Below are 21,623 nucleotides of genomic sequence, written 5' to 3' on the forward strand. Positions count from 1 at the left end.
TTACTCCAAAACCGACTCAGCGATAAACCGGGAAGTCCGCGCACAGGGCCGCCACTTGCTGTGCGACATTGGCCTCGACATCGGCATCGCCGAGGTTGTCGAGAATGTCGCAGATCCAGCCGGCCAGCGTGACGCACTGGGTAACCTTGAACCCACGGGTGGTCACCGCCGGGGTGCCGATGCGCAGGCCCGACGTCACGAATGGCGATTGCGGGTCGTTCGGCACGGCGTTCTTGTTGACGGTGATGTGGGCGCGGCCCAGGGCAGCATCGGCATCCTTGCCGGTCAGGCCCTGACGGATCAGGCTGACCAGGAACAGGTGGTTATCGGTACCACCGGACACTACATCGTAGCCGCGCTTGATGAACACGCCAGCCATGGCCTGGGCGTTATCGATCACTTGCTGCTGATAAGCCTTGAAGCCAGGCTCCGCCGCTTCCTTGAAGCACACCGCCTTGCCGGCGATCACGTGCATCAGCGGGCCGCCCTGGGCGCCGGGGAACACCGCGGCGTTGAGCTTCTTCTCGATTTCTTCGTTGGCCTTGGCCAGGATCAGGCCACCACGCGGACCGCGCAGGGTCTTGTGGGTGGTGGTGGTGACCACATCGGCGTACGGCAGCGGGTTCGGGTACAGACCGGCGGCAACCAGGCCAGCCACGTGGGCCATGTCGACGAACAGCAGGGCACCGACCTTGTCGGCGATCTGACGGAAACGTGGGAAATCCAGGGTCTTGGAGTAAGCGGAGAAACCGGCCACGATCATTTTCGGCTTGTGCTCCACCGCCAGGCGCTCGACTTCGTCGTAGTCGATCAGGCCGGTGGTGGTGTCGATGCCGTATTGCACCGCGTTGTAGAGCTTGCCCGAGGACGACACCTTGGCACCGTGGGTCAGGTGACCGCCATGGGCCAGGCTCATGCCCAGGATGGTGTCGCCGGCCTGCAGCAGGGCCAGGTATACGGCGCTGTTGGCCGAAGACCCGGAGTGCGGCTGGACGTTGGCGTAGTCAGCACCGAACAACTGCTTGGCGCGCTCGATGGCCAGGGCCTCGACTTTGTCGACGTGCTCGCAGCCACCGTAGTAGCGCTTGCCCGGATAGCCTTCGGCGTACTTGTTGGTCAGGCCGCTGCCCTGGGCCTCCATCACGCGCTTGCTGGTGTAGTTCTCCGACGCGATCAGCTCGATGTGATCTTCCTGGCGTTGCTCTTCGGCGTTCATCGCCGCCAGCAGCGCATCATCGTAGCCTTGAATTTGGTCTTGTTTGCTGAACATCGCGTCTCTCCCAGCGGCGGCGGTGCGCCTTTCGTCTCGGTGAGGCACGGACCATTCGGTCGTGCCCTTTGGATGCGATGGTATGGCTGGCGCAGGCATGTCAAATGCCTATGGACGCCACGCAAAGGTGCGTTTACGACATAGGAACAGACACGGTCCTGTTTGGACTGGAGACAGGGTTCTTGTCGCGAGGGGATTTATCCCCGCTGGGGCGCGAAGCGGCCCTAAAACCAGACACCTGGGTGTGCCGGATTGATCGAGTTAGCCAGCTTGGGGGCTGCTTCGCAGTCCAACAGGGATAAATCCCCTCACCACAGATAAATCCCCTCGCCACAGGGTTCTGTTCAGGCCGATAGGTGGCGAACCGCGAGCAAAACCAGGAAATGCGCCGGATAAAGGCCATACGCCCAGCGCCGCATCGCCGGCGGATGAAAACGACCGGCATGTCGCAAAAGCACCTGCCCAAGCCATGGCGCGATCAGGCAAGCCACCAGCCCCCACAACGCCACCCCATCGCCCAACCACGCCGCGCCATACAACACTCGCCATTGGTTGGCCGCCACGCAGACCAGCCCCGGCAACAACGCCATGTACAAGGGACGCGTGAATACCAGCAACATCGCCAGCGGCAGCAGCACACCAAAGAAACCGAACATCAGTTGCGACGAAAACAGCGCCGCCAACAGCAACGCCATCACCGCCAGGCATCGCGCCTCCAGGGTGGGCGTTTGCCAGCAGCGCGCCACCAACAATCCCAGCACCAGGGTTGGCATCACATTCAGGGTGGTGGGATCAGGAATGAACAAGCGGTAGGGAATTTCGCTGACGGCACTGAATAGCAGCAGCCAGCCCAGGTACCGCCATGGAGCGGCGCTGGCACCCCTGCGCGCCAGATTCGCCGCCATCGCCAGGCAGAACCACGGGAATGCCAGGCGCCCCGGCACATAGAGCCAGTCGACGGAAAAACCGACATATCGCAGATGATCGAGGACCATCGACAAAAGAGCCAACCACTTGAGCAAGTCCAGGGCCCCGTCACGCCGGCTCATGTATAAAGCCGCGCGACGAGATTGATACTTTCCGACAGAAACATCCGGTGTGTTCCCCCACTAATCTTGGGTAAAGTGCGCACCAGTATCGACCACGGCGCTGTGGACCCAAACACGCCGAACCAGGGAACGCCCCACCCGGGCATTCCGCCAGGGATCTCTTTATCCAGGACTCTCTATTCAGGAGCAAGGCCATGACCGACAAGAGTCAACAGTTTGCCAGCGACAACTATTCCGGCATTTGCCCCGAAGCCTGGGCCGCCATGGAAGAAGCCAATCAGGGTCACCAACGTGCCTACGGCGACGATGAGTGGACCCACCGCGCGGCGGACGATTTCCGGGCCTTGTTCGAAACCGACTGCGAAGTGTTCTTCGCGTTCAACGGCACGGCGGCCAACTCCCTGGCCCTGTCCTCGTTGTGCCAGAGTTATCACAGCGTGATCTGCTCGGAAACCGCCCACGTCGAAACCGACGAATGCGGCGCGCCAGAGTTCTTCTCCAACGGTTCCAAGCTGCTGGTGGCGCGCACCGAAAACGGCAAGCTGACCCCCGAATCGATCCGCGAGATCGCCCTCAAGCGCCAGGACATCCACTACCCCAAGCCTCGGGTCGTCACCCTGACCCAAGCCACGGAAGTCGGCAGCGTCTACACGCCGGATGAAATCCGCGCCATCAGCGTCACCTGCAAGGAACTGGGGCTGAACCTGCACATGGACGGCGCGCGCTTTTCCAACGCCTGCGCCTTCCTAGGCTGCTCCCCGGCGGACCTGACCTGGAAGGTCGGCGTGGACGTGTTGTGCTTCGGGGGCACCAAAAACGGCATGGCGGTGGGGGAAGCGATTCTGTTCTTCAACCATGACCTGGCCGTGGATTTCGACTACCGCTGCAAACAGGCCGGGCAACTGGCGTCGAAAATGCGCTTCCTGTCCGCGCCCTGGGTCGGCCTGCTGCAAAACGACGCCTGGCTCAAACACGCCCGCCACGCCAACCACTGCGCCCAATTGCTGGCAGAACTGGTCAGCGACATTCCCGGCGTGGAACTGATGTTCCCGGTCCAGGCCAACGGCGTATTCCTGCAACTGTCGGAACCGGCCATCGCCGCGCTGACCGCCAAGGGCTGGCGCTTCTACACCTTCATCGGCAAGGGCGGCGCACGCTTCATGTGCTCGTGGGATACCGAAGAAGCGCGGGTGCGGGAATTGGCGGCGGATATTCGGGAAGTGATGAGCGCCTGAAGCAACGACCGATATCTTCAGGCTTTTGGGCTTTTGGGCTTTTGGGCTTTTGGGCTTTTGTGGCGAGGGAGCTTGCTCCCTCGCCACAGGGGGCCGCCGCTGATCAGAAGTCGATCCGCACATCCCCCTTCGGCACGCTGCAGCACGACAGGATGTAGCCCTCGGCCTCGTCGTCTTCGGTGATCCCGCCGTTGTGTTCCATTTCCACTTCCCCGCCCAGCTTCAATACCTTGCAGGTTCCGCAGATGCCCATGCCGCAGGCCTTGGGGATCATCATGCCAAGCTTGGCGGCGGCGGCGTGGACGGTTTCGCCCGGGCCCACGCGGATGCTCTTGCCAGAGGAGGTGAATTCCACCAGGTGCAGGTCCGCCGCATCGACTTCCGGCGCGTCGGCCGCCTGTTCGGCCTGTTCCACGGCGTCGGCGCGGGCTTCCGGTGGCGTGGCGCCGAAGGATTCTTCGTGGTAACGCTTCATGTCGTAGCCAGCCGCTTCCAGCAGGCGCTTGACCGCGGTCATGTACGGCGTCGGGCCGCAACAGAACACTTCGCGTTCGAGGAAGTCGGGCACCATCAATTCAAGCATCTTGTGGTTCAGGTAACCGCGATACCCGGCCCAAGGCTCGCCCAGGCCGTGCTTTTCGCAGATCAGGTGCAGGCTGAAGTTGTCGATCCGCGACGCCATGTGTTCCAGCTCGCGATGGTAGATGATGTCCTTGGGCGACCGGGCGCTGTGGATGAAGGTCATGTCGACATTGGCGTTGGTGTCGTAGAACCAGCGGGCCATGGACATGCACGGCGTGATTCCCACGCCACCGCTCAGATACAGGACTTTCGGGCTCGGGAAATCGATGGCGTTGAACAACCCCACCGGCCCGTGCACCGCCAGCTCCTGGCCTTCATGCAACGTATCGTGCAGCCAGTTGGACACCTTGCCCCCCGGCACGCGCTTGATGGTGACCGAGAAGCTGTAGGGCACCGACGGCGAACTGGAGATGGTGTAGGAGCGCATGATCGGCTGGCCTTCGATTTCCAGCTCCAGGGTGACGAATTGCCCCGGCTTGAAAAAGAACATGATCGGCTGATCGGCCATGAAGCAGAAGGTACGCACATCCCAGGTTTCCTGGATGACTTTGACGCAACGTACGATATGTCGGCCATTGGCCCAGGTCTGGGTGGTGACCGGGTTCAGGAAGTTATTGGACATGCTGATCTCCACGGCCGACTGTCGGCCTTCATGATGGCGATTGTGCGCAGGCGCTTGGGTGACCATTTACCTATCTGCGACATTCACATACTTATCGCGACCAGCCCTTAACTACCGGGGCTTGCGCGTCGGGAACAGATTGGGCCATGTCGCCCATGGATAAGGTTCGCCCCCTGCGCGGCCCCACACTCGCCCCAACAGATAAACGAAGTTTTCTGCCTTGCGTAGCACAACCGATTAGTCATTTTCACCGGCTCCGCTTAGAGGGCCACGAGGATAAAACGATGGACACCACTACCCTGAGCCTGGGCGATCCGCTGGAACCCGCACGCAAGGCCACCGCGCAAATGTTGCAAGAGCGCGAGCGCACCTTCTCGCTGCCGCAACCGTTCTACAGCGATGAGCGCCTGTTCGATATCGACATGCAGGAAATCTTCCAGAAGGAATGGTTGATCGCCGGCATGACCTGCGAGATCCCGGCCAAGGGCAACTACCTGACCCTGCAAGTCGGCAAGAACCCGATCATCGTGATCCGCGGCGCCGACGGTGTGGTCCACGCTTTCCACAACGTCTGCCGCCACCGCGGTTCGCGGCTGTGCACCAGCGAAAAGGGCAAGGTCGCCAAACTGGTCTGCCACTACCATCAGTGGACCTACGAGCTGGACGGTCGCCTGCTGTTCGCCGGCACCGAGATGGGCGCCGACTTCGACATGAAGCAGTACGGCTTGAAACCCGTGAACGTGAAGACTGCCGGTGGCTACATCTTCATCAGCCTGGCCGAGAACCCGCCGGCCATCGATGACTTCCTGTCGACGCTGAACCATTACATGGAACCGTACGACATGGAGAACACCAAGGTGGCGGTACAAACCACCTTGATGGAAAAGGCCAACTGGAAACTGGTGCTGGAAAACAACCGCGAGTGTTACCACTGCAACGCCTCGCACCCGGAATTGCTCAAGACCCTGCTGGAATGGGACGACGTCACCGACCCGCGGGCCGATCAGGCGTTCAAGGACCACGTGGCCGCTTCCGCCGCCGCCTGGGACGCCGAGAAGATCCCTTACGCCCACGCCAGCTTCGGCCTGCGCAACCGTATCGTGCGCATGCCGCTGCTCAAGGGCACCGTGTCGATGACCATGGACGGCAAGCAAGGCTGCGCCAAGCTGATGGGCCGCATCAAGAACCCGGACCTGGGCTCGATGCGCATCCTGCACCTGCCGCACTCGTGGAACCACTGCATGGGCGACCACATCATCGTGTTCACCGTGTGGCCGATCAGCGCCCAGGAAACCATGGTCACCACCAAGTGGCTGGTGCACAAGGACGCGGTCGAAGGCGTGGACTACGATGTGGCGCGCATGCGTGAAGTCTGGGACGCCACCAACGACCAGGACCGTCGCCTGGCCGAAGAAAACCAGCGCGGCATCAACTCCACCGCCTACCAGCCTGGCCCGTACTCCAAGACCTATGAGTTCGGCGTGGTGAACTTCGTGGACTGGTACAGCGAGCGCATGCTCAACAACCTCGGGGCTGAACCGGCGCCGTACCTCAAGGGCGTTCCGGTCCAGGGCTAAGTCAAAAGCATCGCGAGCAAGCTCGCTCCCACAGGGGTTCTGTGTCGTTCACAAAACTTGTGGGAGCGAGCTTGCTCGCGATAGCGCCCTGACATTCACCGACTACTTGGAAAACCACCGCACACTGCCCTCCTCCCCGTAACACGTCTCGAAATCTAACCGTGGGTGCGGTAATGACGTGTGAACGCTCCTTCGCAATGCCCAGGTCAGCGCTTAGAGCTGTATGAAATTTGACCTATCGCGTTTTCGACTATACCCGCCGTGGCCTGCAGCCTTTCGCAAACAACTTATCCACATGAGCACCCACAGCAAATGGGGACAAGTCCGCCGCGAAGGGAGGATAGAGCAAATGAAAACCGTGGCTTATGAACAATGACGATCTTTATCCTGAATAGATCAATTATTGAACAGCGGCCTGAAAGCCTTGCCCTGCCTGGCGCGTAGAGGAAAGCGAACACCTTATCCACAGAAGCGCCAACAGTGTTTGGGGGTAATTTTGACGACTCTGTGGAAAACCCCTTGGACGGCTTGTAAATCGCGGTTTTGCGGAGGTTTTTTTGAAAAAAACGCCAATCGGTCACTTTATGATCAACCCACTGAACGCCCCGCCCCGTATGGCTTGCAGCGTTGAGCGAACATCTTATCCACAGAAGCGCCAACAGAGATTGGGGGCAAGTTTCAGTTGGAGGGGATCGTTATTCACAAACAAAAACCAATAAAAACCGTGAGTTAGACTGGCTACTTTTTGACCGAAGGCCGGCAGGGCCTGATTTTCATGGGGTGCAGCGAGGGGCGAACAGGTTATCCACAGGCGGATACACAAGGATTGTGGGTAAACGCATTACCCGGTGGGAGCGAGCTTGCTCGCGAATGCGGTGTGTCAGCGACGAAAATGTAGCCTGAAATACCGCTTTCGCGAGCAAGCTCGCTCCCACAGGGATTTGGGCCAACCTGTGCCCCGCGCCAGGGTTGCCGCCGTGCCGGCTACGGCCGATGCATGAGGTAGGCCGCGCCCGTTACTTGAATCAACGGATGCGGGACGACCTGACAGGTTTTGACGATGCCAAAGCCATGGCGTTCATAAAAACGCCGGGCGCCGGTATTCGCGGCGTAGTCGATCAGGCTCAGGCCCTTGAGTGCCAGTTGATCGGCACGCTGTTGCGCCAGCTCGAGGAAGCGAACGCCTAGCCCCTTGTTACGCCAGCCTTCATGCAGGGCCAAGCTTGAGATATAGAGGGTGTCGGGCACCGCCATGTCGGCGTAGGGCGCCAGGATCGGGTCTGTAACTGGGGCCGCCTGTGGATCATGACGCGTGACATAAGCGTGCATCATGCCGATGACCTGTCCGTTGGCCAGGGCGACAAGGCAGTTCTGGTAGGAAAAATCGACACCTTCCCGGGCATAACGCGCGGCGCCCACGTCAAGGAGATCCTGGCCTGGCTCCGCCAGTTGGCTCCAGATGTAATCCGATGCCCCCTCCGAGGAAATCCGGAACAGACGGGCGATCTCCCGTGCATCCGTGGGCAGGGCCGGGCGAATTGCTACTTCCATTGATAGGACTCCATTGGCGATGAAACGACCTTTTTCACCCACAAGCGTGAGACGCGACAACCCGCCAGGCCAGTGGTTTTATGGCCGGATGTTGCAGCAGGTCATACGGGTGTTTTGAGCGCAGGCCTGGATGGCCTGGTTTGCGGCGGGGGCCAAGCAGGTTATCCACAGAGGCACACACAGCAATGGTGGGCAAACACATACCCCCTCCTGTGGGAGCGAGCTTGCTCGCGATAGCGGCGTGTCAGCGCAGAAGATGCAACCTGACATACCGCCATCGCGAGCAAGCTCGCTCCCACAAAGGGATTGAGGTATTCCCGGGTTTAGCGAACGACCCCTTCCTCAATCAACAACCTGAGAATGGCCTCGGCCCCCGCCTCCGGGCTCACGCCCTTGAGCACTTGCCCGCCTCCGCCGCTGGCCTTGGCCGTGGCGGCTTTCATGCGGTCGGCGCCGCTCTTGGCCTTGATCACTTTCAAGCGCTTGGGGCGTGGCTTGGCCGGTTGCAGGGTCGCCACCGCCAGCAAGGTGTCGTCGATCACTTCGACTTCCTCGGCGTGCAACGCCCCACGCCGGGCCGGGCCGTAGGCGCTTTGCCGAGGTTTTGGCGCGGCGTTATCCACAGTGGCCAGGAATGGCAGGCGCACTTTGAGACGGCGTCGTTGGCCGCGGGGCAAGGCTTGCAGCACCAGGGCCACGCCGTTGTCGATGGATTCGACCTGGGCCAGCCCCACCACCAACGGCCAACCGAGGTTTTCCGCCAGCAGGAAGGGAAGCATGCCCGAGCCTTCACCGGTTTCCGCCTGACTACCGGTCAACACCACTTGGGCGCCAGCGTCACGCAGGTAGTCGGTCAGGGCCGGCAGGGCGTCGGCCCCGTCGGGATTTTCCAGGACGTGGAGTTCATCCAGGCCCATGCCCAGGTAGGCGCGCAGGGCCGGTTCGGCCACGTCACCGGCGTGCAGCACTTGCAGGTCGTTGCCGGCCAGTTGCAGGCCCAGTTCCACGGCCCGGGCATCCTGTTCGGCACGCCGAGGCCGACCCGAGGTCGGGTGGGCGCCGATGGACACCAGGCTGATCACTTGAGTACTCATGGTTGAATCCTTTTAAGCCGCATCGCGCTTGGCTTCGTTGCGATAAGCCTCTACCGCCGCGATCAAGGCCTGGAGAATCGCCGCGCTGTCACCGATCACCGACAGGTCTGCCCGTTTGATCATGTCGCAGCCCGGATCGAGGTTGATCGCCACCACCTTGTCGCAGGCGCCAATGCCCTGCAGGTGCTGGATCGCCCCGGAAATCCCCACGGCCACGTAGACCCGTGCCGTGACCCAGGTACCGGATGCGCCGACCTGACGGTCCCGAGCCATGAAGCCGTCGTCCACCGCTACCCGCGAAGCGCCTTCGGTGGCGCCCAGGGCCGCAGCGGTCTGGTGGAACAGCGCCCAGTCCTTGACCCCGTTGCCGCCGGAGAAAATGAATTCGGCCTCGGCCATCGGGATCGCACCCGGGTCCACCGCCACCGCACCCAGATCTTCGATACGCGACAAGCTGCGCGCCACACTTGTGGATAACTCCACCGGCAGGGCTTCGTGACGGGTTTCACTGACCGGCTCGGCGCATTCCGCCGCTGCCAGGATCAAGCGCGCCAACGGCCGGGCCAAGTCTTGCAGGCCCGCGCCGGCGCGGCCAATGCACTCCTCGCCCTTGACCTGCCAGACCCGCGTGGCCGGGCGCTCGCCCAGAGCTGCGGCAAAACGCCGGCCCAGTTCACCGCCACCGGTGCGGCTGTCGGGCAGCAGCCAATGGCGTGGATTGAATTGGTTATCCACAGCCCGCAGACCCTGGACCCGTTGTTCCGGTGCATAACCACTGAAGGCCTCACCTTCCAGTACCAGCAAGCGGTCGACACCGGCCGTGGCGAAGGCGTTTTCCTTGTGCTCGCCGAATACCACTGCCAGCACCGCGCCGTCCGTCCCCGCAAGCTGATGGGCCAGGCCCAGCAGATCGCGGTCGTGGCTGCTGAGGCGACCACCGACCATGTCCGGCACCACACTGATGTAGAACGCCGGTTGCGGCACCTGATGCAGCGGCAACTGCACTTCGGTCGCGGCGATACGCTTGGTCGCGCCTCCCTGCTGGGCACCGCTGCGGTCGATGCGCTTGATGCCGTTGGGACCGATGAAACCGATACCATGAACGTTCTTGCGAATGACGCCGTTGGGGCCCATCCAGCTGTGCTGGACCGGTTGCATGGCCGCGTGCAGCGGGTGCAGACGGTTACGGGCGATCCACTCGGCGCGAGGGTCGCGGCGGATGATGTCGCTCATTAATGCACCTCCGCAGGTTCACGTTTGGCTGGGGCCACGGGTTTGCTCGGGGCTGCGTCTTCAAGCAGTGCGTCAGCCACCAGTTCGGCAATGTCCTTGATCATTGGCCGCGGCTCGACCACGCCTTCGAGCATGGCGGTGCACTGTGGACAACCCACCGCCACCAACTCTGCGCCGGTTTCGCGAATGTCATCCATGCGCATGTCAGGAATCCGCTGCTTGCCTGGGATGTCGGTGATCGGCGCACCGCCACCGCCGCCGCAGCAACGCGAGCGGAAACCGGAACGCTGCATCTCCTTGACCTCGATACCCAGCGCACGCAGCACCTGGCGCGGCGCCTCGTATTCGCCGTTGTAGCGGCCCAGGTAGCACGGATCGTGATAGGTCACGCTGTCGCCCTTGTGCTGGCCGAGGTTCAGGGCGCCGGCGTCGATGATTTCCGCCAGGTAAGTGCTGTGGTGCTGCACCAGGTAGTTGCCATCGAAGGCGCCGTATTCGTTTTTCAGCACGTGGAAGCTGTGGGGGTCGCAGGTGACGATGCGGTTGAAGCTGTATTTGGCCAGGGTCTGGATGTTGCGTTTGGCCAACAGCTGGAACGTCGCTTCGTCGCCCAGGCGCCGGGCCACGTCACCGCTGTCGCGTTCTTCGAGGCCGAGCACGGCAAAGTCGACTTTCGCCGCCTTCAGCACTTTGACGAACGCGCGCAGGGTGCGCTGGTTGCGCATGTCGAAGGCACCGTCGCCGACCCAGAACAGCACGTCGGTGGATTTCTTCTCGCTGAGCAGGTTCAGGTTCAGGTCCGCTGCCCAGTTCATCCGTCCGCCCGGGGCAAAGCCGCCAGGGTTGTCGGTGGCGATGAGGTTTTCCAGCACCTCGGCACCCTTGTTCGGCGTGGCGCCTTTTTCCAGGGTCAGGTGGCGGCGCATGTCGACGATGGCATCGACGTGCTCGATCATCATCGGACATTCCTCGACGCACGCGCGGCAGGTGGTGCACGACCACAGGGTCTCGGCGTCTACCAGGCCGTTGACGATCGGCTGATGGGGATTGCCGGCATGCTCGCCCACAGGTTTACCCGGGTATGGACTGCCAGCGAATTTCGCATCGGTGCCGCCGGCCAGGCCGACGACCATGTCCTGGATGAGTTTTTTCGGGTTCAACGGCTGGCCGGCCGCGAACGCCGGGCAGGCCGCTTCACACTTGCCGCACTGCACGCAGGCGTCGAAGCCCAGCAGTTGGTTCCAGGTGAAGTCCTTGGGTTTCTCCACGCCCAGTGGCGCAGCGGGATCGTTCAGGTCCAGCGGTTTGAGACCGGTGGAACGGCCGCCGCCAAAGCGCTCGGCACGGCGATGCCAGGCCAGGTGCAGGGCACCGGCGAAGGCGTGCTTCATCGGCCCGCCCCAGGTCATGCCGAAGAACAGTTCCGACACGCCCCACAGCACACCGACACCCAGGACCGCCGCCACCAGCCAACCACCGAAGTTCTCCGGCAGGATGCCCGCCACCGGCAGGGTCACCAGGAAGAACGACGCCGAAAACGCCAGCAGGCTTTTCGGCAGGCGCATCCACGGGCCCTTGGACAACCGGGCGGGCGGATTGCGCCGACGCAGGTAGACGAAGATCGCACCGACGAACATCACGGCCGACATCAACAGCAACGCATAACCGAGGAAGCGGTTATGCAGGCCAAACCCGTGGACCAGGATCGCCAGCACCACCGACGCCACCGCACCACCGGCCGTGGCGACGTGAGTGTTGGCAATGTATTTGTCCCGCGCCACTACGTGGTGCAAATCCACCATGTAGCGCTTGGGCATGGCAAAGAGACCGCCGATCAGGTCGACCTTGGCCGGTCGTCCCCGGCGCCACATGTTCACCCGCCGCAAGGCGCCGAGGACCGCGAGGCCCAGGGCTGCGAACAGCAGGATTGGAAGAAGGGTGTTCAGCATGGTGAAGCTCCCAAAGACCTCAGGTCTTGCAGGCACAGAAACCTGGATGTCTTGCTCGATCCCTATGGGGGCGAGCTTGCTCGCGAAGACGGACTCAGATCCAACCTAAATGTCGACTGATCCACCGCTATCGCGAGCAAGCTCGCTCCCACAGGGTTATCCACAAGCCGTTAGAAATCCTTGCACAACCGCAGGGCGTCGTAGATGGCCGCGTGGGTATTACGCTGGGCCACGCAGTCGCCGATACGGAACAGCAGGTAGCCATCGCCGCTCTGCTCCAGGCACGGCTGAGGCTTGATCGCGAACAAGGCTTCGACGTCGATCTGGCCCTTGTTGCGCGAACCTTCCTTGAGCGCGTAGTAGATTTCTTCGTCCGGCCGCACGCCGTTTTCCACCACCACCTGGTCCACCACGCGTTCTTCCTTGGCGCCGGTGTATTCGTTTTCCAGCACCGCCACCAGCTTGTCGCCTTCGCGGTAGACCTTCTCCAGCATCATGTCCCCGGTCATGATCACTTCCTTGGGGTACATGCTGCGGTAGTAGGTGGGGAACGAAGTCCCGCCAATGGCCACGCCCGGCTTGATGTCGTCGGTGACGATCTCCACCTGGCTGCCCTTGTCGGCGAGGAAGTCGGCCACCGACATGCCGGTGAACTCGCAAATGGTGTCGTAGACCAGCACGTTCTTGCCCGGCGCAACCTTGCCGTCGAGCACGTCCCAGCTGCTGACCACCAGCCCTTCGGCGGCGCCCCAGTGTTCGTTTTGCTCCACATTCGGATGCCCGCCAACGGCCAGCACCACCACATCCGGACGCAGGTCCATGATCGTCGCCGCATCAGCCGCCACGCCCAGGCGCAGGTCGACTTTCAGCCGCGCCAGTTCCAGCTGGAACCAGCGGGTGATACCGGCGATCTGGTCCCGTTGCGGGGCTTTCGAAGCGGTAGTGATCTGCCCGCCGATGAATTCCTTCTTCTCGAACAAGGTCACGTCGTGCCCACGTTCGGCAGCGACACGCGCCGCTTCCATCCCGGCCGGGCCGGCACCGACGACGACCACTTTGCGCTTGGGCCCGGTGGACTTCTCGATGATGTGCGGCACGCCCATGTATTCACGGGAGGTCGCGGCGTTCTGGATGCACAGTACGTCCAGGCCTTGATACTGGCGGTCGATGCAATAGTTGGCACCGACGCACTGTTTGATCTGGTCGATCTGGCCCATCTTGATCTTGGCGATCAGGTGCGGGTCGGCGATGTGGGCACGGGTCATGCCGACCATGTCGACGTAACCGCCTTCCAGGATCCGCGTGGCCTGGTTCGGGTCCTTGATGTTCTGCGCGTGCAGCACCGGGACCTTGACCACTTCCTTGATACCGGCGGCCAAATGCAGGAACGGCTCCGGTGGATAACTCATGTTCGGGATGACGTTGGCCAAGGTGTTGTGGGTGTCGCAACCCGAGCCCACCACGCCGATGAAATCCAGCATGCCGGTGTCGTCGTAGTACTTGGCGATCTGCTTCATGTCCTCGTGGGACAAGCCGTCCGGGTGGAACTCGTCGCCGCACAGGCGCATGCCCACGCAGAAATCGTCGCCCACTTCGGCGCGCACGGCCTTCAGCACTTCCAGACCGAACTTCATCCGGCCTTCGAAGCTGCCGCCCCATTCGTCGGTACGCTTGTTGACCCGCGGGCTCCAGAACTGGTCGATCATGTGCTGGTGCACGGCGGACAGCTCGACGCCGTCCAGGCCACCGGCCTTGGCACGCCGTGCCGCCTGGGCGTAGTTGCCGATCACCCGCCAGATTTCTTCCGGCTCGATGGTCTTGCAGGTGGCACGGTGCACCGGCTCACGCACGCCGGACGGCGACATCAGGGTCGGCCAGTTGAAGCCGTCCCAACGCGAGCGACGGCCCATGTGGGTAATCTGGATCATGATCTTGGCGCCATGCTTGTGCATGGCGTCGGCCAGGTTCTGGAAGTGCGGGATGATGCGGTCGGTGGACAGGTTCACCGAGCTCCACCATTCCTGCGGGCTGTCGATGGCAACCACCGACGAACCACCACAGATCGCCAGGCCGATGCCGCCCTTGGCCTTTTCTTCGTAATACTTCACATACCGGTCGGTGGTCATGCCGCCGTCGGTGGCGTAGACCTCAGCGTGCGCGGTGCTGAGCACGCGGTTACGGATGGTCAGTTTGCCGATCTGGATCGGCTGGAACATTGCTTCAAAAGCCATGGCGCAATCCTCGACTTACAACGGCTTGACGATGAACAGGCCGTCGTCGTGGCCTTCTTCGGAACCGCCATAGACCTGCTCGGCCACGGTGCGGATCGAACTGCCACGAGCGGCGAGGATCTGGTCCATGGCGCCGGCGAACCAGCCGGTGAACATGTAGTCGACTTTGCGCCCGACCTTGCCGTACACATAGACGAACGCCGAGTGCTCGAGCTTGACGCTGGCGGTGCCTTTATCCAGGTCGATGTCCTGGATCTTGAACAGGCCCCAGCCACGTTGGGACAGGCGCTTCATGTAGTGCTCGAACACCGCGACGCCTTCCAGGCCGTGGCATTCGGCCTCTTTTTCACACCAGTGCCAGGCAGATTTGTAGCCGGCCTTGTAGAGAATCTCGGCGTAGGCGTCGGCGCCCAGCACTTCTTCGATGCCCATGTGGTTGTTGACGAAGAAGTGACGCGGTACGTACAGCATCGGCAGGGCGTCGGACGTCCAGACACCGGTTTCGCTGTCGACTTCGATAGGCAGTTGCGGGGCGATCTTGGCCATGAAAACTTGACTCCGGAAATTCGTGGTATTGCCTGCGGCGCAGAGGGCCGCAGGTAGAGGATTAGCGATGCGGCGGCGGTTATTCGCCCCAGACGTCTTTCAGCACGTTGACCCAGTTCTCACCCATGATCTTGCGCACCACCCGCTCAGGGTGACCGCGCTTGAGCAGCGTCTCGGTGAGGTTCGGGAACTCGCCCACGGTGCGGATGCCCAGGGGGTTGATGATCTTGCCGAAGCTGGTCAGACGACGGGCGTAGCCCTTGTCGTGGGTCAGCATTTCGAAGAAATCCTGGCCGTGGCCCTGGGTGAAGTCGGTACCGATGCCGATGGCGTCCTCACCGACGATGTTCATGGTGTATTCGATGGCTTCGGCGTAGTCGTCGATGGTCGAATCGATGCCCTTGGCCAAAAACGGCGCGAACATGGTCACGCCGACGAAACCGCCGTGGTCGGCGATGAACTTCAGCTCTTCATCGGATTTGTTGCGCGGATGCTCTTTCAGGCCGGACGGCAGGCAGTGGGAATAGCACACCGGCTTCTTCGATTCGAGGATGACTTCTTCGGAGGTCTTGGAACCGACGTGGGACAGGTCGCACATGATGCCGACACGGTTCATCTCGGCGACGATCTCGCGACCGAAGCCCGACAGGCCGCCGTCACGCTCGTAGCAACCGGTGCCCACCAGGTTCTGGGTGTTGTAGCACATCTGCACCACACCCACGCCCAACTGCTTGAAGATCTCGACGTAGCCGAGTTGGTCTTCGAAGGCGTGGGCGTTCTGGAAGCCGAAGATGATGCCGGTCTTGCCCTGTTCCTTGGCGCGACGGATGTCGGCGGTGGTTTTCACCGGAATCACCAGGTCGCTGTTCTCGCGGATCAGCTTCTGGCTGGCGACGATGTTATTGATGGTGGCCTGGAAACCTTCCCACACCGACACGGTGCAGTTGGCTGCGGTCAGGCCGCCCTTGCGCATGTCTTCGAACAGGTCGCGGTTCCACTTGGCAATGATCAGCCCGTCGATAACGATGCTGTCGGCGTGCAATTCGGCTGGGCTCATCAGGCAGTCCCCTTTTGTCAGCGATTCATGCGCCGAATCGTGTGCCGGCGCTTTGGGGCCAGCATATGCCTGAGGGCCGTCGCGACCCGGTGCAAAAACGACAGGGGAATTGCCGAAAGCGTCAATCCACGACAATGGGCTACGACAGGCCCGCCCTGCCCGTCTGTTCTTTACCCGACGGTTGCGCCAGAATCCGCCGCATCACTGGTTTTCACTGGACTTGAGCGGCAACGCGATGAAATCAATCTTCCTGGCTTTGGCACTGATCAGCACCCTGGCACACGCAACCGAAGACACCGAGCCCAATCCCTGCGACGAAGTTGAAAACGACGTCCAGACCCTGGCCTGCTCGGCCTATGGCAAGACTGCCGCCGAACAATTGCTCAACGAAAACCTGCAGAGCCTCTTTGAGCGCCTGCAAACCCGCTACGCCAGCGACAAGGCCCAACTCAACGACATCACCACCAAGGTCAAGGCCGCCCAACAACTGTGGCAAAAACAGCGCGACGCCGACTGCGCCATCGCCGCCTTCCCGGCCAAACCCGGCAGCGAAGCCTACAAAATCGCCGAAAACGACTGCATGGCCCAGGTGAGCGATGATCGGTCGGAGTTTTTGGAGTCGATTGGGCAGGAGTAAGCTGCACACCCCCCCCTCGAGCAAAGAGATCCCCATGAAAACCTGCGGTATCGAAATCAAAGGCAGCGAAGCGATTATCGCCGTTGCCTCGCTGGAGCAGCAGGCGTTGACCCACATCGCGCTGAATACCAAGAAAATCGCCCTGGACGACGATGACGAAGCCGCCAACGTCAAGGCGTTTGCCGCTCAGGTACGGGCTTTCGTGGCTGAACATGGCATCGAACGCATCGCCATCAAGAAGCGCAGCAAGAAAGGCGAGTTCGCCGGCGGACCGACCACGTTCAAGATTGAAGGGGTTTTCCAGTTGCTGGAAGGCTGCGAGGTGACACTGCTGTCACCGCAGACTATCAACGCGCAGCACAAGAAACATGACTTCGCCTTGCCGGCGACGCTGAACAAGTATCAGCATGAGGCGTACAAAGCGGCGTGCTCGGCGCTGATGAAAAAGTAAAGTCGTTCCCTGTGGCGAGGGAGCTTGCTCCCGCTGGCTGCGCAGCAGCCCTCAACAGCGAGGGACGCTGCGCGCCCCAGCGGGAGCAAGCTCCCTCGCCACAGAGGTATGACCGATGACTGGCGGCAGCAAGCTTTTATACCCAATTATGGCGGCAGGTATAATTTATAGTCCCGAGCATAATTGAGTATAAAAGCCTGTCAAACCACCTCCCGCCCATCCCCCTGCCGCCGCCGATCTTCCCGTGGACAGCGCGCGAACCGTGCCCGGTAACTGCGGGTGAAGTACGACGGTGACTCAAAGCCGCAGGCGATGCTCACTTCCAGCACGCTCATGTCGGTCTGGCGCAGCAGTTGCCGGGCCTTCTCCAGGCGCAGGCGCAGGTAGAAGTTGCTCGGGGTGTCGTTCAGGTGCAGGCGAAACAGCCTTTCGAGCTGGCGCCGCGTGACGTTGATGGATTCGGCCAGGGCCAAGGTGCTCAGGGGCGGTTCGCTGTGGGTTTCCATCTCGCCGATGACGTGCACCAGCTTCTTGTTGCGAATGCCATAGCGGTTGGCGATTTCCATGCGCTGGTGATCTTTGCGCGGGCGGATGCGGCCAAGCACGAACTGTTCGCTGACCTGGATCGCCAGCTCCGAACCGTGAGCCTGGCCGATCAGGTCGAGCATCAGGTCGATGGACGCGGTGCCACCGGCGCAAGTGATACGGCGACGGTCGATTTCAAACAGTTCCTGGGTCACGCCAAGCTGCGGATAGGACTCTTTGAACGCCTCGATCGCTTCCCAGTGCAAGGTCACGCGATGTCCGTCCAGCAGCCCCGCCTCGGCCAGGACCACGCTGCCGGTGTCGATGCCCCCCAGGATCACGCCTTCGTTGTCCAACCGATGCAACCACCGCTCCAGTGCTGGGGTGGCGAACTTCAGTGGTTCGAACCCCGCCACCACCCAAAGGGTCGCGCCTTTCTTCAAGGGCTCAAGCGCGGCATCGGCGTTGACCGACATGCCGTTGCTCGCCAGCACCGCACCGCCATCGACGCTCAACACATGCCAACGATACAGCTCGCCACGAAAACGATTGGCGACCCGCAACGGCTCGATGGCCGAAATGAAACCGATGGCTGAAAAGCCCGGCATCAACAAGAAGTAGAAATCCTGGGACATGGAGCGCACTCGGTCGACGGGTAGCGTGCGGACCTTGATACGCCAGTTGCAAGCGTCGTTCAAGGGCGCAGGTCGCTGCAGTGCAAGAGCACGTCGCCGCTGTGCGTTTTGCCACGCTTCGGGCTGCGTAACTTGGCATCACCGGCGCACAGACACCGGGCCCCATAACAATAAGCTGCCGAGGAACCCGACATGAAACGACTGATCAGCTCCTGCGTTCTTGCACTCAGCGGTACCACCTTAATGAATGGCGCCGTCATGGCAGCTGAACCCGCCGCGTGCCAGAACGTGCGCCTGGGCGTGGTCAACTGGACCGACGTCATCGCCACCAGCGCCCTGACCCAAGTGATGCTCGACGGCCTCGGCTACACCACCAAGCAGACCAGCGCCTCCCAGCAAATCATCTTCGCCGGCATTCGTGACCAACGCCTGGACCTGTTCCTGGGCTACTGGAACCCGCTGATGACCCATACCATCACCCCATTCGTCGAAGCCAAGCAGGTCAAGGTCCTGGAACAACCCAGCCTCAAGGACGCCCGCGCCACCCTGGCCGTGCCGACCTACCTGGCTGACAAGGGCCTGAAGACCTTTGCCGACATCGCCAAATTCGAAAAAGAGTTGGGTGGCAAGATCTACGGCATCGAACCCGGCTCCGGCGCCAACACCCAGATCAAGGCGATGATCGCCAAGAACCAGTTCGGCCTGGGCAAATTCCAACTGGTGGAGTCCAGCGAAGCCGGCATGCTCGCCGCCGTGGACCGCGCCGTGCGGCGCAAGGAAGCCGTGGTGTTCTTCGGCTGGGCGCCGCATCCGATGAACGTCAATGTGCAAATGACCTACCTCACCGGCAGCGACGACGCCCTCGGCCCGAACGAAGGCATGGCCACCGTCTGGACCGTCACCGCGCCGAACTACGCCGAGCAATGCCCGAACGTCGGTCGCTTGCTGAGCAACCTGACCTTCACCGCCGAAGACGAGAGCCGGATGATGCAGCCGCTGCTCGATCACAAGGATCCGCTCGAATCGGCCCGGCAATGGCTCAAGGATCATCCGCAAGACAAGCAGCGCTGGCTCGAAGGCGTGACCACCTTCGACGGCAAGCCGGCCGCCGACAACCTGAAACTCACCAGTAACTGACCAAACGTTCTCCCTCTGCGCAGCACCAAACGGCTGCGCGGTGACTTACCACGCCTGAAGGAATCCGCACCATGAACCACGACGTCATCATCACCTGCGCACTCACCGGTGCTGGCGACACGACCGCCAAGAGCCCCCACGTGCCGGTCACCCCGAAACAGATCGCCGCCGCTGCCGTCGAAGCCGCCAAGGCCGGTGCCACCGTGGTCCACTGCCACGTCCGCGACCCGCAGACCGGCAAGTTCAGCCGCGATGTGGCGCTGTACCGCGAAGTGATGGAGCGCATCCGTGAGGCGGACGTGGACATCATCGTCAACCTCACCGCCGGCATGGGCGGTGACCTGGAGATCGGTGCGGGCGAACGGCCGATGGAGTTCGGCCCCAACACCGACCTGGTGGGTCCGCTGACCCGCCTGGCCCACGTCGAAGAGCTGCTGCCGGAAATCTGTACCCTGGATTGCGGCACCCTGAACTTCGGCGACGGCGACACCATTTACGTCTCCACCCCGGCGCAACTGCGGGCCGGGGCCAAGCGCATCACCGAACTGGGGGTCAAGGCCGAGCTGGAAATCTTCGACACCGGCCACCTGTGGTTCGCCAAGCAACTGATCAAGGAAGGTCTGCTGGACAACCCGCTGTTCCAGCTCTGCCTGGGCATCCCATGGGGAGCGCCGGCCGACACCACCACCATGAAGGCCATGGTCGACAACCTGCCGGCCGACGCGGTGTGGGCCGGCTTCGGCATCGGCCGCATGCAAATGCCGATGGCCGCCCAGGCGGTGCTGCTGGGGGGCAACGTGCGGGTCGGGCTGGAAGACAACCTCTGGCTGGATAAAGGCGTGCTCGCCACCAACGGCCAACTGGTGGAGCGCGCAGGCGAAATCCTCAGCCGCCTCGGGGCGCGCGTGCTCACCCCGGCTGAAGGCCGCAAGAAGATGGGCCTGACTCCACGCGGTTAAACCGAACGTGCACATAGGATCGGCAGTGACTGCAGATCTCAAGACCACCCCAGATCAAATGTGGGAGCGAGCTTGCTCGCGATAGCGTCGGCGCATCCAGTGCATTTGCTGCACCTGGAATACCGTCATCGCGAGCAAGCACGCTCCCACAGGGAATCAGCGAATTACTCAGGAAAATCACCATGAGCTTTATCACCGACATCAAGACCTTCGCCGCCCTGGGCAGTGGTGTAATCGGCAGCGGCTGGGTCAGCCGGGCCTTGGCCCATGGCCTCGACGTTGTCGCCTGGGACCCGGCGCCTGGTGCCGAGGCGGCATTGCGCAAACGCGTCGCCAACGCTTGGGGCGCGCTGGAGAAACAGGGCCTGGCCCCTGGTGCCTCACAGGATCGGCTGCGCTTTGTCGCGACCATCGAAGAATGCGTGCGCGACGCCGACTTCATTCAGGAAAGCGCCCCCGAGCGCCTGGAACTGAAGCTCGAACTGCACGGCCAGATCAGCGCAGCCGCCAAGCCGAATGCATTGATCGGCTCCAGTACTTCGGGGCTGTTGCCAAGCGAATTCTACGAAGGAGCGACCCACCCGGAACGCTGCGTGGTCGGGCATCCGTTCAACCCGGTTTACCTGTTGCCGCTGGTGGAAGTGGTCGGTGGCAAGCACACCGCCCCCGAAGCGGTACAAGCCGCCATGCAAGTGTATGAATCCCTCGGCATGCGGCCGCTGCACGTACGTAAGGAAGTGCCTGGCTTCATCGCCGACCGCCTGCTCGAAGCGCTGTGGCGCGAGGCCCTGCACCTGGTCAACGACGGCGTCGCCACCACAGGGGAAATCGACGATGCCATCCGTTTTGGCGCCGGCCTGCGCTGGTCATTCATGGGTACCTTCCTGACCTACACCCTGGCCGGAGGCGATGCCGGCATGCGGCACTTCATGGCCCAGTTCGGCCCGGCGCTGCAACTGCCCTGGACCTACCTGCCAGCGCCGGAGCTGACCGAGAAGCTGATCGACGACGTGGTGGACGGCACGAGGGAGCAACTGGGCAGCCACACCATCTCGGCCCTGGAGCGCTATCGTGATGATTGTTTGCTGGCGGTGCTGGAAGCGGTGAAGGCCACCAAGGCCAAGCATGGCATGGCTTTCGAAGAGTAAATCCAGGTTTTAGGGCCAGCAGGTCTGGCCCCATCGCGAGCAAGCTCGCTCCCACAAGGATTTCGCGGTGTGAACGCTCTTTATTTCCCCCAGCAGATCCCTGTGGGAGCGAGCTTGCTCGCGATAGCGCCAGCC

At 62.0% G+C, this 21,623-nt stretch carries 18 protein-coding genes; 7 read left to right on the forward strand and 11 right to left on the reverse strand.

Annotation, left to right across the window (positions count from 1 at the left end):
* Positions 1-16: 16 nt before the first annotated feature.
* Positions 17-1,270: a serine hydroxymethyltransferase gene (glyA, locus tag AB7M32_RS02300; RefSeq protein ID WP_003206308.1), complete on the reverse strand. Its 1,254-nt coding sequence runs from the start codon at positions 1,268-1,270 to the stop codon at positions 17-19.
* Positions 1,271-1,614: 344 nt separating this feature from the next.
* Positions 1,615-2,319 (reverse strand): TraX family protein, encoded by a 705-nt coding sequence (locus AB7M32_RS02305; protein WP_454248973.1) that lies wholly within the window; start codon positions 2,317-2,319, stop codon positions 1,615-1,617.
* Positions 2,320-2,513: 194 nt separating this feature from the next.
* On the opposite strand from AB7M32_RS02305, the gene AB7M32_RS02310 reads away from it, so the two are divergent.
* Complete coding sequence (locus AB7M32_RS02310; protein ID WP_454248974.1) at positions 2,514-3,554, forward strand: threonine aldolase family protein; 1,041 nt, start codon at positions 2,514-2,516, stop codon at positions 3,552-3,554.
* A gap of 103 nt (positions 3,555-3,657) precedes the next feature.
* On the opposite strand, the gene gbcB is transcribed toward AB7M32_RS02310, so the two are convergent.
* Entirely contained in the window at positions 3,658-4,758 is a 1,101-nt protein-coding gene (gene gbcB, locus AB7M32_RS02315) for a glycine-betaine demethylase subunit GbcB (RefSeq protein ID WP_030139297.1), read from the reverse strand.
* 284 nt (positions 4,759-5,042) lie between these two features.
* On the opposite strand from gbcB, the gene gbcA reads away from it, so the two are divergent.
* Positions 5,043-6,335, forward strand: a complete 1,293-nt coding sequence (gene gbcA, locus AB7M32_RS02320) for a glycine-betaine demethylase subunit GbcA (RefSeq protein ID WP_122566619.1) — start codon at positions 5,043-5,045, stop codon at positions 6,333-6,335.
* A gap of 984 nt (positions 6,336-7,319) precedes the next feature.
* Here the strand turns inward: gbcA and AB7M32_RS02325 are convergent.
* The 7 genes from AB7M32_RS02325 to AB7M32_RS02355 form a co-directional block, all read right to left on the reverse strand.
* On the reverse strand, positions 7,320-7,886 hold the full coding sequence (locus tag AB7M32_RS02325) for an N-acetyltransferase family protein (protein WP_454248975.1): 567 nt from the start codon (positions 7,884-7,886) through the stop codon (positions 7,320-7,322).
* A gap of 323 nt (positions 7,887-8,209) precedes the next feature.
* Positions 8,210-8,980 (reverse strand): electron transfer flavoprotein subunit beta, encoded by a 771-nt coding sequence (etfB, locus tag AB7M32_RS02330; protein ID WP_454248976.1) that lies wholly within the window; start codon positions 8,978-8,980, stop codon positions 8,210-8,212.
* A gap of 12 nt (positions 8,981-8,992) precedes the next feature.
* A complete protein-coding gene (gene etfA / locus AB7M32_RS02335) occupies positions 8,993-10,213 on the reverse strand; it encodes an electron transfer flavoprotein subunit alpha (RefSeq protein WP_454248977.1) in 1,221 nt (406 codons plus the stop codon).
* On the reverse strand, positions 10,213-12,162 hold the full coding sequence (gene dgcB, locus AB7M32_RS02340; RefSeq protein ID WP_454248978.1) for a dimethylglycine demethylation protein DgcB: 1,950 nt from the start codon (positions 12,160-12,162) through the stop codon (positions 10,213-10,215). The genes etfA and dgcB overlap by 1 nt, the downstream gene beginning before the upstream one ends.
* Positions 12,163-12,332: 170 nt before the next feature.
* Positions 12,333-14,393, reverse strand: coding sequence for a dimethylglycine demethylation protein DgcA (gene dgcA / locus AB7M32_RS02345; RefSeq protein ID WP_072405833.1), 2,061 nt, complete (start codon positions 14,391-14,393; stop codon positions 12,333-12,335).
* 15 nt (positions 14,394-14,408) lie between these two features.
* Positions 14,409-14,939, reverse strand: a complete 531-nt coding sequence (locus tag AB7M32_RS02350; RefSeq protein ID WP_030139308.1) for a DUF5943 domain-containing protein — start codon at positions 14,937-14,939, stop codon at positions 14,409-14,411.
* A gap of 79 nt (positions 14,940-15,018) precedes the next feature.
* Entirely contained in the window at positions 15,019-15,996 is a 978-nt protein-coding gene (locus tag AB7M32_RS02355; protein WP_030139307.1) for a dipeptidase, read from the reverse strand.
* A 235-nt stretch (positions 15,997-16,231) separates the two neighbouring features.
* Between AB7M32_RS02355 and AB7M32_RS02360 the strand changes: the two genes are divergently transcribed.
* Both AB7M32_RS02360 and AB7M32_RS02365 read left to right on the forward strand, forming a co-directional pair.
* The gene (locus AB7M32_RS02360) at positions 16,232-16,633 is read left to right on the forward strand and encodes a lysozyme inhibitor LprI family protein (RefSeq protein WP_158457292.1); all 402 of its coding nucleotides are present in this window, start codon (positions 16,232-16,234) and stop codon (positions 16,631-16,633) included.
* Positions 16,634-16,667: 34 nt separating this feature from the next.
* A complete protein-coding gene (locus AB7M32_RS02365) occupies positions 16,668-17,084 on the forward strand; it encodes a DUF3010 family protein (protein WP_454248979.1) in 417 nt (138 codons plus the stop codon).
* 200 nt (positions 17,085-17,284) lie between these two features.
* On the opposite strand, the gene AB7M32_RS02370 is transcribed toward AB7M32_RS02365, so the two are convergent.
* Positions 17,285-18,244, reverse strand: coding sequence for a GlxA family transcriptional regulator (locus AB7M32_RS02370; protein ID WP_092333359.1), 960 nt, complete (start codon positions 18,242-18,244; stop codon positions 17,285-17,287).
* A 192-nt stretch (positions 18,245-18,436) separates the two neighbouring features.
* Between AB7M32_RS02370 and AB7M32_RS02375 the strand changes: the two genes are divergently transcribed.
* The 3 genes from AB7M32_RS02375 (at position 18,437) to AB7M32_RS02385 (ending at position 21,488) form a co-directional block, all read left to right on the forward strand.
* Positions 18,437-19,381, forward strand: coding sequence for a choline ABC transporter substrate-binding protein (locus AB7M32_RS02375; protein ID WP_454248980.1), 945 nt, complete (start codon positions 18,437-18,439; stop codon positions 19,379-19,381).
* Between the two features lie 71 nt (positions 19,382-19,452).
* Positions 19,453-20,340: a BKACE family enzyme gene (locus AB7M32_RS02380; protein ID WP_072405840.1), complete on the forward strand. Its 888-nt coding sequence runs from the start codon at positions 19,453-19,455 to the stop codon at positions 20,338-20,340.
* Positions 20,341-20,522: 182 nt separating this feature from the next.
* On the forward strand, positions 20,523-21,488 hold the full coding sequence (locus AB7M32_RS02385) for an L-carnitine dehydrogenase (RefSeq protein ID WP_454248981.1): 966 nt from the start codon (positions 20,523-20,525) through the stop codon (positions 21,486-21,488).
* The last annotated feature ends 135 nt before the right edge of the window (positions 21,489-21,623 follow it).

It is taken from the genome of Pseudomonas sp. R151218B TE3479 (assembly GCF_053629195.1).

What these genes read in the sequence shown, in the direction of transcription:
- AB7M32_RS02375 (WP_454248980.1), top strand. Translation starts at nt 18,437, where the DNA reads ATGAAACGACTGATCAGCTCCTGCGTTCTTGCACTCAGCGGTACCACC.
- AB7M32_RS02385 (WP_454248981.1), top strand. Translation starts at nt 20,523, where the DNA reads ATGAGCTTTATCACCGACATCAAGACCTTCGCCGCCCTGGGCAGTGGT.
- etfA (WP_454248977.1), bottom strand. Translation starts at nt 10,213, where the DNA reads ATGAGCGACATCATCCGCCGCGACCCTCGCGCCGAGTGGATCGCCCGT.
- AB7M32_RS02360 (WP_158457292.1), top strand. Translation starts at nt 16,232, where the DNA reads ATGAAATCAATCTTCCTGGCTTTGGCACTGATCAGCACCCTGGCACAC.
- gbcA (WP_122566619.1), top strand. Translation starts at nt 5,043, where the DNA reads ATGGACACCACTACCCTGAGCCTGGGCGATCCGCTGGAACCCGCACGC.
- AB7M32_RS02365 (WP_454248979.1), top strand. Translation starts at nt 16,668, where the DNA reads ATGAAAACCTGCGGTATCGAAATCAAAGGCAGCGAAGCGATTATCGCC.
- dgcB (WP_454248978.1), bottom strand. Translation starts at nt 12,162, where the DNA reads ATGCTGAACACCCTTCTTCCAATCCTGCTGTTCGCAGCCCTGGGCCTC.
- etfB (WP_454248976.1), bottom strand. Translation starts at nt 8,980, where the DNA reads ATGAGTACTCAAGTGATCAGCCTGGTGTCCATCGGCGCCCACCCGACC.
- AB7M32_RS02325 (WP_454248975.1), bottom strand. Translation starts at nt 7,886, where the DNA reads ATGGAAGTAGCAATTCGCCCGGCCCTGCCCACGGATGCACGGGAGATC.
- AB7M32_RS02380 (WP_072405840.1), top strand. Translation starts at nt 19,453, where the DNA reads ATGAACCACGACGTCATCATCACCTGCGCACTCACCGGTGCTGGCGAC.
- AB7M32_RS02370 (WP_092333359.1), bottom strand. Translation starts at nt 18,244, where the DNA reads ATGTCCCAGGATTTCTACTTCTTGTTGATGCCGGGCTTTTCAGCCATC.
- glyA (WP_003206308.1), bottom strand. Translation starts at nt 1,270, where the DNA reads ATGTTCAGCAAACAAGACCAAATTCAAGGCTACGATGATGCGCTGCTG.
- AB7M32_RS02350 (WP_030139308.1), bottom strand. Translation starts at nt 14,939, where the DNA reads ATGGCCAAGATCGCCCCGCAACTGCCTATCGAAGTCGACAGCGAAACC.
- AB7M32_RS02355 (WP_030139307.1), bottom strand. Translation starts at nt 15,996, where the DNA reads ATGAGCCCAGCCGAATTGCACGCCGACAGCATCGTTATCGACGGGCTG.
- gbcB (WP_030139297.1), bottom strand. Translation starts at nt 4,758, where the DNA reads ATGTCCAATAACTTCCTGAACCCGGTCACCACCCAGACCTGGGCCAAT.
- AB7M32_RS02310 (WP_454248974.1), top strand. Translation starts at nt 2,514, where the DNA reads ATGACCGACAAGAGTCAACAGTTTGCCAGCGACAACTATTCCGGCATT.
- AB7M32_RS02305 (WP_454248973.1), bottom strand. Translation starts at nt 2,319, where the DNA reads ATGAGCCGGCGTGACGGGGCCCTGGACTTGCTCAAGTGGTTGGCTCTT.
- dgcA (WP_072405833.1), bottom strand. Translation starts at nt 14,393, where the DNA reads ATGGCTTTTGAAGCAATGTTCCAGCCGATCCAGATCGGCAAACTGACC.